The following is a 10,089-nucleotide window of genomic DNA, read 5'->3' as shown; positions in this document are numbered from 1 at the left end:
GTTCCTTCGGAGCCTGGCATCGTCCTTCCTCCAGCGCCGGTTGGTCCGGCGCCCCTCTGCAAATGTAGGACGATATTATGACACCAGCGCCCCGTCCGGACACTATAGGAATTGTCGGGTCCGGTCCGCTCATTCGCAGGCCTTGGCCCGGCGTGCCCTGATCCTGCCATTCCCCGGTGCTGTGCTGCACTGGATTCATGGGGAGGATGGCATGATCGATCGGCGGCGGATGCTCATTGGTGCGGCCATGGCCGGCCTCCTGGGCCAGTCCGCCCGGGCCGCCGGACCGGCGGACTGGCCGGGGCGGCTGGTCGCGGCGGCGCAGGCACAGATCGGCGTGACGGTGGCGTACGACCCGACCTATGCCCGGCTGGCCTATCCCGGCGGCGACGTGCCGCGCGACCGCGGCGTCTGCACCGATGTGGTCATCCGCGCCTATCGCGACGCCTTCGGTCTTGATCTGCAGCGCCTGGTGCATGAGGACATGCAGGCCAATTTCTCCCGCTATCCCCGGGCCTGGGGCCTGTCGCGGCCAGATCCCAACATCGACCACCGCCGGGTGCCGAACCCGCAGGTGTTCTTCCGCCGCCACGGGCGCGAACTGCCGTCGGATACGGCGTTGGCGGACTTCGCGGCGGGCGATCTGGTCAGCCAGATGCTGCCGGGCAACCTGGCGCATATCGCCGTCGTCACCGGCCAGCGCGATGCCGGCGGCACGCCGCTGGTGGTGCACAACATCGGTGGCGGGGCCCGGCTGGAAGACCGGCTGGCCGATTTCCCGATCACCGGCCGCTATCGCCTCGCGCCGGGGTAGGCATCATCCCGGACGGCGGCCGATGCCCCAACGCTCACGCTCCGACCGATCGACCAGCCGCTGCAGATGAGCCTTGTGCAGGCGCCGGGCGCTCTCGAACGCGGCGAGGCGACGCTCGGCGTCCTCGGTGGCCGCGCCTCGGATCCTCAGGCAGGCAATGGTTTCACGTTGCCGGGCGATGTGGGTTTCATCCTCGCGGACGCAGCGCGCGACCGTCGCGACTTCGGTTCCAGTATAAGTCGGGCCGGCGGAGGGTATGCCGGCGGATGGGTCGAACTGTATGGCGCCGAAGATCATGGCCATGGTCCGCTCCTCCCTGGAGTCGAATACCGGCGCAGGACGGCTTCGGTCTCGGCGCCACGGTCCGCTATGCGACCGCCTGATAACAACGCCTCGGCGGCCTTCACTGTTCCCGTGGCTCAGTAGAAGATCATCGGCGGCGTCGCCGGCCCGCCGACATAGGCGCAGAGATAGGCCGGCGCGATGTTGTCGACCCGGCTGATGTCGATTTTGAACGTGAAGGCCGGGATCGGGTAGGGCTGCTGCAGGTTCATCATCGTGGCGATCGCCTGCCGGTTCGAGGCCAGTGGGAATTCCGGCCGCTGGGTCGCCATCGGATAGCCGTTGCGAACGGCGAGATAGCAGACATGGATGCTGATCGAATCCAGCGCCATCGGCGGCGCCGGCCCCATCACCGGCAGCAATTCGGCCTCGGTGATCTCGCCGGTCAACTGGCCCCCCTTGATCTCATAGGAGCCGCCGATGCGCGCCTGGTTGCCGCCCAGCAGGCGGTTCTGCAGGTAGAAGCTGACGGGGCCGTCGGTGTCGGCCGTCAGCTTCACCCCGGTCGCGCCGGTCGGCACGCTGAATTGCGGCCCCTCGATCACCTTCGACAGTTCCACCGTGCCGACGATCAGGGCCATGATCAGGAACGTCACCGCCATGACATAGGCGATGAAGCTGGTCTTGGTGCTCGGCCGCTTCGACAGGGTGTCGACCACGGCGCCGACCAGGGCCCCGCCGGCGACCACCCCGGCGCTCCCCAAGGCCGAATACGAATCCTTCAGGAAATCGGGCAGCTTGTCGAAGGTGTCGCGGCCCAGGAACTTCGCGCCGATCGTGAACACGAAGATCACGATCGAGCAGGAAATCAGGATCACGATCATCGTGTCCAGCAGGGTCAATGGCTGCCGGTCGGGTTTATCGGCGGTTGAATCGACGGTCATGAAATGCCTCCGTCACAAATGCGGGCCAGGGGCTCGTCAATATTCGGGCATCAAAAAATCGCGGCGACGCGATATCCGCCGCCCGTTCAAATACAGGATCCAGCATCGGGCCGGTTGATGGCGTCAATGTGGCCGGCCGGCCCGAAATATGCGGGCCGGCCCCCCAGTCCGGTTCCGTCGCCGGTTCAGCCGCCAGTGTTAACCGACCGGGCCCGCACCGCCAGCACCGCGATGAAGGTCATGGCACAGCAGATCACCAGGTACAGCGCGACATAGCCCGGCGTGCCGCCCGCCGCGGCGACCAGGGCCGAGGCGATGAATGGCGTCGGCCCGGCGATCAGCATGCTGTTCAGCTCCCGCGTCAGGGCGATGCCGGAGAAGCGGTACCGGGTCGGGAACAGGTTGGCCAGGAAGGCGCCCTGGGCGCCGGCCAGCCCGCCGAAGCCGATGCCGTAGCCCAGGCTCATCGCCAGCGTCGCCAGCACGATGTTGCCGGTGTCGATCATGGCGAACAGCGGGAAGGCGAAGGCGCCGGTGAACAGCGCGCCGAAGGCATAGACCTTGGCATTGCCGATGCGGTCGGCGATGGCACCCATCAGCGGTGTCAGCACGATGCCGGTGAACGACGCGATCACCACGGCGGTCAGCGCCTGCACCTTCGGCATGTGCAGCGTGTTGGTCATGTAGCTCAGGGTGAAGGCGCTCAGGATATAGGCGTTGGCGTTGTGGCCGGTGACCGACAGAAAGCCGAACAGCACCTCCTTCGGCGAATTCCGCAGCAGCTCGCCGACCGGTACCCGGGCCTCGCGGTGCTGCTGCGCCGCCTTCTCCATCGCCGCGACATATTCCGGCGTCTCGTCCAGCCGCCGGCGGATGTACAGCGCGACGACGAACAGCACGGCGGACAGCAGGAACGGCACGCGCCAGGCCCAGCCCAGCAGCACGTCCTCCGGCAGGGTGGAGACGGCCAGGAAGCACAAGGTTGCCAGCATGATGCCGACCACCGTGGCCTATTGCAGGATGGCGGTGTAGAAGCCGCGCTGGCGCGGCGGGGCGTATTCCGCGACCAGCGTCACCGCGCCGGCATATTCGGCGCCGGCGCCGAAGCCCTGCAGCAACCGCATCAGCACCAGCAGGATCGGCGCGGCGATGCCGACCTGGCCGAAGGTCGGCAGCAGGCCCATGGCGACGGTGGCCAGGCCCATCAGCGTGATGGTGAAGATCAGCGCCGGCTTGCGGCCGAAGCGGTCGCCGAAATGCGAGATGACGACGCCGCCCACCGGCCTGGCGAAGAAGCCGACGGCGAAGGTGGCGAAGGAGGCCAGGACGCCATTGGTCTCGGACAGGGCGGGGAAGAACAGCTTGCTGATGATCAGGCCCGACGCCGCGCCGTACAGCGCGTAGTCGAACCATTCGATGACGGTGCCGATGGTGGCGGCGGTGATCGCCCGGCGGATGCCGGCCCCGTCGATTTGGGCCGCGGCGCCGGCCTGGCCGACGCTGGTTCCTGCGGTGCTCATCTCGTGTTCCTCCCGTTTTTGGCAGCCCGGCTTGAGGCCGGGCTGCGTTTTATTGGCTCAGGTCGATGGGCCGATCGCCGCCGGGATCGCGATCCCGGCGGCCTCCGCCCGGGCGGCCAGGTCGGCCATGACGGTCGCCGCCACCGGCACGCCGTCCTGCAGGCGTCCGCGTTGCCGCTGTTGTGCCGCCTCGCCCGGCAGCACCACCCGGTCGAAGCCGGGGCGGGGGGCCGAGGCGCGGCAGGCTTCGGCCAGCCGGTCGACCTGGCGCAGATAGGCCTCGCGCCCGCCGAAGGCCGCCGGGTCGATCGCCAGCAGGAACACCGCGGCGCTCCAGCCTTCCGAGGGCGAGGCACGGCCATGGCCGCTCAGGCCGCCGGACAGCAGCTCGACCATGAGGCCCAGGGCGAAGCCCTTGTGCCCGGCCGCCAGCCCGCCCAGCGGCAGGATCGACCCCGGCGGCGTGGTGGCCACGGCCTCCGGGTCGGTGGTTGGGTGTCCGTGGTTGTCCAGCAGGTCGGGGGCGGGCAGGGGCTGGCCGCGCCGCCGGTGGTCGGCGACGATGCCGTTGGTCAGCATCGCCGTCGACATGTCGACCAGCACCGGGTCGCCGTCCATCGGCGCGCCGAAGGCCAGCGGGTTGGAGGTCAGCACCGGGGTGATGCCGCCGAACGGTGCCACGCTGGAATGGGCCGGGTCGGTCAGGGTCAGCAGCAGCAGGAAGCCCCGGTCGGTGGCGCGGCGCAGATAGGTGCCGAGGCAGGCGGTGTGATGGCTGCGCTGCACCGCGACGGCACCGATGCCGAACCGGCCGGCGCGATCCACCGCCTCATCCACCGCGCGCCGCATCAGCCAGGGGCCGGGCAGCTTGCGCCCGTCCCAGGTCAGGCAGGCGCCGAGGTCGTTGACCACCTCGGGGCCGCCGTCCAGCCGCATGCCGCCGGTTTCGATCTCGCGCAAATACAGTGGCAGCAGCGCCAGGCCGTGCGTGGTCTTGCCCAGGCACTCGCCCTCGACCAGCACGGCGGCGACATCCGCCGCCTTGTCGGACGGCATGCCGGCCCGGGCCAGCAGTGCCTCGGCGAAGCCGGTCAGCGCCGCCGCATCGTAGACAGCTTGGCCGGCCATCAGCCGGTGTGCCGGTTGCGGTGGACGATGACGCGGTCCAGCGCCGCCCAATCCCATTCGATGCCCAGGCCCGGCTTTTCCGACGGGATCGCCCGGCCGTTCTCGACCCGCATCTGCTCCGTCGTCACCAGGTCCAGCTGCGGGATGAACTCCAGCCAGCGGCTGTTCGGCACGGCGCAGCACAGCGGCAGGTGCAGCTCCATCAGGAAATGCGGGCAGACCGGCACGTTGAAGGCCTCGGCCATATGCGCGACCTTCAGCCAGGGGGTGATGCCGCCGATCCGGCCAACATCGACCTGGACGATCGAGCAGGCGTCGCTCTGCAGGTAATCCTTGAACTGCGAGATGCTGTACATGGATTCGCCGACCGCGATCGGCACGCTGGTCGACGCCACCAGCCGCTGATGGGCGCGCACGTCGTCGGCGTGGATCGGCTCCTCGAACCAGGCGATGCCGACCTCCTGGTAGCTGCGCACCCGGCGCACCGCCTCATCCAGGGTGAAGCCCTGGTTGGCGTCGGTCATGATCTCCCATTCCGGGCCGACCGCGTCGCGCACCGCCGTCAGCCGGCGCATATCCTCGGCCACATGCCGGCGGCCGACCTTGACCTTGGTGCCGCCGAAGCCGGCCGCCTTGGCCTGCTGCGCCTCCTCGACCAGCGCGCCCTGCTCCAGGTGCAGCCAGCCGCCTTCGGTGTAGTACAGCTCGATATTTTCCTTGGCGCCACCGGCCAGGCGGTGCAGCGGGATGCCGGTGCGGCGGCTGCGCAAATCCCACAGCGCGGTGTCGATGGCGGCGATGGCGATCGAGGTCAGGGCGCCGACCGTGGTGGCATGGACGCGGTAGAACAGGTCGCGCCAGATCCGCTCGATGTCGTCGGCCTCGCGGCCGATCAGCATCGGTGCCAGGTGATCGTCCAGCAGTTTGGCGACGGAGGAGCCGCCGGTGCCGATGGTGTAGCTGTAGCCGGTGCCGACCGCGCCATCGGCGTCGGTGATGCGGACCATCGGCGTTTCCTGCAGCTCGAAGGCCTGCACCGCGTCGGTGCGCTTGACCTTGGGCTTCAGGTCGGCCTGCAGGATCTCGACGGAAACGATCTTTGCCACGGGCGTCGTCCTTTTCGTTGGTGGATGTCTGGTCAGGCGGAGCGCGGCTCGTCGGCGGTCCAGCCGTCATAGCGTTGCCAGGAGGTGCGCAGATGCCGCTCCAGCGCCGCCGCAGCCGCGTCCTCGTCGCCTGCGGCGATGGCGGCCAGGATGGCGTGGTGTTCCTCGATGGTCGGCGCGATGTCCTGCGGCACCTTGGCGAACAGCCGGGCGTGGTGCAGATGCGGATGCAGGTCGCGCACGCTGCGGGCCAGGATCTCGTTGCCCGACCCGTCCAGCATCGCCTCGTGGAAGGCCTGGTCGGCCTGGTTGGCGGTCAGGTAGTCGCGGGCCTTGCGGCCCAGCTGGCCGCCCTCCATCGCCGCCAGGCTCTCGCGCATCCGCTCGACCGCTGCGGCCGGGCGCAGCCGCGCCATCTGCCGGGCGGCCCAGCCCTCGGCCAGGATGCGGACTGTCAGCAATTGCTCGAACCAGTCGCGCGACGGCACCGGCGCCACCGAGAAACCGGTGAAGGCGGAGGCGACCACCAGCCCGTCGGCGGCCAGCCGCGTCAGCGCCTCGCGGATCGGGGAGGAGCTGACCTCCAGCTCGCGGGTCAGGGCATCGATGTTCAGCCGGGCGCCGGGCGCATAGACCCGGTCCAGGATCCGTTCCTGCAGCACGCGCATGACCTGGTCGGCCAGGGCAACGCGGGAAATGCTGGTCTTTTGCGACACGGGCGTCCTCCGAACCTTGCCGGTTGATACGGCCGCGTCCGGGTCGAGTCAATCATGCATCGTGGATCGTGCATGATTTAGAAAGACATGAAATTGAAGGTGCTGTCGTGGGCGGCTCTTGATCGAAGCGAAGATCGGCCTCAGTGGCCGAGATAGGCGTCCCGCAGCCGCGGATCGTCCAGCAGGGCGCGGCCGGCCCCCTCCTGAACCACCCGGCCGGTCTCCAGCACATAGCCGCGATCGGCGACGGCCAGGGCCGCGGCCGCGTTCTGTTCGACCAGCAGCACCGCCACCCCGTCGCGGCGCAGGGCCGTGACCGCCGCCAGGATCTGGTCGACCAGCAGCGGCGCGAGGCCGAGCGACGGCTCGTCGAGCAGCAGCAGCCGGGGCTCGGACATCAGGGCCCGGCCGATCGCCAGCATCTGCTGCTGCCCGCCCGACAGGCTGGCCGCCGCGATGTGCCGCTTTTCCGCCAGCACCGGGAACATGGCGTAGATCCGGTCCAGCCGGGCCGCGGCCCCATCGCGGCGGCGGAAGGCGCCGAGGCGAAGATTGTCCTCGACGCTCAGGGGGCCGAACACCTGCCGCCCTTCCGGCGACTGGGCGATGCCGAGCGACACCCGCCGGTGGGCCCCGAGGCCGTCGATCACGGCGCCGTCGAACTCCAACCGGCCGGCGGTGATCGGCTGCACCCCGGACAGGCAGCGCAGCAGGGTGGTCTTGCCGGCGCCGTTGGCCCCGATCAGGGCGACGATCTCGCGTGGTGCGACGGTCAGGCTGATGCCGTGCAGCACGGCGATGCGGCCATAGGCGGAGTGGAGTCCCTCAACCGTGAGCACGATCGGCCTCCGTGCGTCCGTGATCGCCCAAATAGGCCGTGATGACTGCCGGGTCGTCGCGCACCTCCCGCGGCTTTCCCTCGGCCAGGCGGCGGCCCTGGGCCAGCACCAGGATGCGGTCGGAGATCCGCATCACCAGCTTCATGTCGTGCTCGATCAGCACCACCGCGACGCCGCTGCGGGCGACCGCGCCGATCAGCGCGTCGACCGCTTCGGTCTCCACCGCATTGCAGCCGGCGGCCGGCTCGTCCAGCAGCAGCGCGCGGGGCTCGGCGGCCAGCGCCCGCGCGATTTCCAGCCGCTTCAGCACGCCATAGGACAGCGACCCGGCCGGCGTCGCCGCCTCGGCCGCGAGGCCGACCCGTTCGAGGACCGCCATCGCCCGGTCGCGCGTCGTCCGGTCCTGGCGCCGCGTGATCGGCAGGCCGAGCAGGTCGGCCAGCAGCGGGCTGCGTTCGCTCAGGTGGCAGCCGACCATGACGTTCTCCAGCGCGGTCATGCGGAAGAAGATCTGCAGGTTCTGGAAGGTCCGGGCCAGGCCGCGCCGGGCCAGCAGGTGCGGCTGCAGGCCGGTGACCGGGCGGCCGTCCAGCACCACCGTGCCGCGCTGCGGGCGGTACAGGCCGGTGACCAGGTTGAACAGGGTGGTCTTGCCGGCGCCGTTCGGGCCGATGATCGACAGCACCTCGCCCGCGGCGACGGTGAAGCCGACACCGTCGACCGCCACCAGGCCGCCGAAAGCGATGCCGAGCCCGTCGACGGTCAGCACGCTCATCGCAGGCGCTCCAGCAACCGGCGGTGCAACGCCGGCACGATGCCGGCGGGGAGCGCGATCATGAACCCCATGATCAGCAGCCCCAGCACCGCCTGCTCATACTCCTGGAACGCCGTCAGCACCTGGGGCAGCACCACCAGCACGGCGGCGCCGACCACCGCGCCGAGCACCGATCCCAGCCCGCCGATGATGACCATCGCCACCAGCTCGATCGACTGCATGAAACCCGCGGCGTCGGGCGTCACCAGCCCGTTCATGCCGGCCAGCAGCGCCCCGGCGATTGCGGCGTAGACCGCGCTGATGACGAAGGCGGCCAGCTTCCGGCCGGCGACGTCGATGCCGGTGCCGGCCGCCGCCGTCTCGCTATCGTGCAGCGCCCGCAGCGCCCGGCCGGCGGGGCTGGACCGCAAGTTCAGCGCGATCCAGGCGCCCAGCAGCAGGGCGCCGGCGGTCAGCCAATACCAGGTGGCCGCCCCTGCGATCCGCCAGCCGAACAGGGTCGGCGCCTTGACCGGCATGCCGTCGGGGCCGCCGGTCAGGTCGCTCTCATTGTTGAAGATCAGCGACAGGATCAGGCCGAAGCCCAGCGTGGCGATGGCCAGGGAATAGCCCTTCAGCCGCAGGATCGGGCGGCCGACCAGCCAGGCGACCAGCCCGGCGAAGGCCGCGGACAGCACCAGGGCCAACAGCGGATGCAGGCCGAGATGGGCGGGCCCGATCGCGGCGCCATAGGCGCCGAGGCCGAGGAAGCCGGCATGGCCCAGGCTGATCTGCCCAGCGAAGCCGGTCAGGATGGTGAGGCCGAGGGCGGCGAGGGCGAAGACCCAGACCAGCGCGGCGACCCGCAGGTGGAAGGCGGACGGCGCGATCAGCGGCACCAGCACGATGACCAGGATCAGCACGGCCAGCGCGCCGTAGCGATGGCGCAGGGCGGCGGCCAGCATCACACCCGGTCCACACCGCGGCCGGCCAGCAGGCCCCGCGGCATCAGGAACAGCACCAGCAGGATGGCGGCGAAGGCGACGGCGTCCTTGTAGGTCGACGAGATGTAGCCGGCACCGAAGGCCTCGATCAGTCCGATCAGCACCCCGCCGAGCACGGCGCCGAGCGGGTGGCCCATGCCGCCGAGCATGGCGGCAGCGAAGCCTTTCAGGGCGAACAGCGTGCCGATGTCGTAGCGGGTCAAGGTGATCGGCGCGGCCAGCACGCCGGCGATCGCCCCGATCGCGGCGGAGACGCCGAAGGCGAAGGCCAGGATGGCCCCGACATTCACCCCGACCAGCCGCGCGGCCAGCCGGTTCGCCGCGGTGGCCAGGACCGCCTTGCCCAGCAGGGTGCGGCGCAGGAACAGGTCCAGGCCCGCCACCAGGGCACAGGCCCCGCCGATCACCCACAGGCTCTGCGGCAGGATGGTCGCGCCGCCGATCGCGATCGGGTCCGAGCCGGAGAAGGCCGGCAGGGAATGGAACTCCTTGCCGAACACGATCTGGGCAACGCCCCGCAGGAAGACCGAGGCGCCGATGGTGATCATGATCAGCGTCACCGGCGACGCATCCCGGGCCGGCGCGATGGCGAGGCGGTGCAGCAGCAGCCCGGTCACGGCCGCGGCCGCCACCGCGATCACGGCGGCCAGTGGCAGGGACAGGCCGGCGGCGGTGAGGACGGCGGTGCCCAGGCCGCCGATCATCACGAAGTCGCCCTGGGCGAAGTTGATCACCTCGGACGCGTTGTAGACCAGGGTGAAGCCCAGGGCGACGAGGGCATAGACCGCGCCGACCGTCAGTCCGGAGAACACGAGCTGCAGGAATTCGGCCATGGATCCGCTTTCCGTGGGAGGGGCGGGAGGTCGGCGGCCGGGCTCAGGGCGCGCCGGGGGCCGGAACCCAGTCGCCGGCCCGGATCTCGAGCATGCGGAAGGATTCGGCGCCGAGGCCGAGATGGTCGCTGGCGGACATGGTGTAGATG

General features: G+C 70.1%; 9 protein-coding genes and 2 pseudogenes. 1 reads left to right on the top strand and 10 read right to left on the bottom strand.

The annotated features are described in order from the left end of the window. The first annotated feature begins 211 nt into the window (after positions 1-211). On the top strand, positions 212-814 hold the full coding sequence (locus tag AC3XYG_RS07075) for a DUF1287 domain-containing protein (RefSeq protein WP_489139104.1): 603 nt from the start codon (positions 212-214) through the stop codon (positions 812-814). Positions 815-817: 3 nt separating this feature from the next. On the opposite strand, the gene AC3XYG_RS07070 is transcribed toward AC3XYG_RS07075, so the two are convergent. The 10 genes and pseudogenes from AC3XYG_RS07070 to AC3XYG_RS07025 form a co-directional block, all read right to left on the bottom strand. Next, complete coding sequence (locus tag AC3XYG_RS07070) at positions 818-1,117, bottom strand: hypothetical protein (RefSeq protein WP_489139103.1); 300 nt, start codon at positions 1,115-1,117, stop codon at positions 818-820. A gap of 116 nt (positions 1,118-1,233) precedes the next feature. Then, positions 1,234-2,040, bottom strand: a complete 807-nt coding sequence (locus AC3XYG_RS07065) for a hypothetical protein (protein ID WP_489139102.1) — start codon at positions 2,038-2,040, stop codon at positions 1,234-1,236. Between the two features lie 185 nt (positions 2,041-2,225). After that, positions 2,226-3,560 (bottom strand): annotated as a pseudogene (locus tag AC3XYG_RS07060) (MFS transporter). Positions 3,561-3,617: 57 nt separating this feature from the next. Continuing rightward, complete coding sequence (locus AC3XYG_RS07055) at positions 3,618-4,688, bottom strand: Ldh family oxidoreductase (RefSeq protein WP_489139101.1); 1,071 nt, start codon at positions 4,686-4,688, stop codon at positions 3,618-3,620. Continuing rightward, complete coding sequence (locus tag AC3XYG_RS07050) at positions 4,688-5,794, bottom strand: mandelate racemase/muconate lactonizing enzyme family protein (protein WP_489139100.1); 1,107 nt, start codon at positions 5,792-5,794, stop codon at positions 4,688-4,690. The genes AC3XYG_RS07055 and AC3XYG_RS07050 overlap by 1 nt, the downstream gene beginning before the upstream one ends. A gap of 32 nt (positions 5,795-5,826) precedes the next feature. Further along, positions 5,827-6,510 carry a GntR family transcriptional regulator gene (locus AC3XYG_RS07045; RefSeq protein WP_489139099.1) on the bottom strand — a complete coding sequence of 228 codons (684 nt, stop codon included), beginning with the start codon at positions 6,508-6,510 and terminating at the stop codon, positions 5,827-5,829. Between the two features lie 140 nt (positions 6,511-6,650). Next, positions 6,651-7,316: pseudogene (locus AC3XYG_RS07040) on the bottom strand (ABC transporter ATP-binding protein); the annotation flags it as partial. A gap of 19 nt (positions 7,317-7,335) precedes the next feature. Next, positions 7,336-8,124 (bottom strand): ABC transporter ATP-binding protein, encoded by a 789-nt coding sequence (locus tag AC3XYG_RS07035; protein ID WP_489139098.1) that lies wholly within the window; start codon positions 8,122-8,124, stop codon positions 7,336-7,338. Further along, complete coding sequence (locus tag AC3XYG_RS07030; protein WP_489139097.1) at positions 8,121-9,068, bottom strand: branched-chain amino acid ABC transporter permease; 948 nt, start codon at positions 9,066-9,068, stop codon at positions 8,121-8,123. Before AC3XYG_RS07030 ends, AC3XYG_RS07035 begins: the two co-directional genes overlap by 4 nt. Next, entirely contained in the window at positions 9,068-9,940 is an 873-nt protein-coding gene (locus tag AC3XYG_RS07025) for a branched-chain amino acid ABC transporter permease (RefSeq protein WP_489139096.1), read from the bottom strand. The genes AC3XYG_RS07030 and AC3XYG_RS07025 overlap by 1 nt, the downstream gene beginning before the upstream one ends. Positions 9,941-10,089: the final 149 nt, after the last annotated feature.

This window comes from Inquilinus sp. (assembly GCF_057815775.1).
This window is presented reverse-complemented; position numbering and strand designations above follow the sequence as displayed.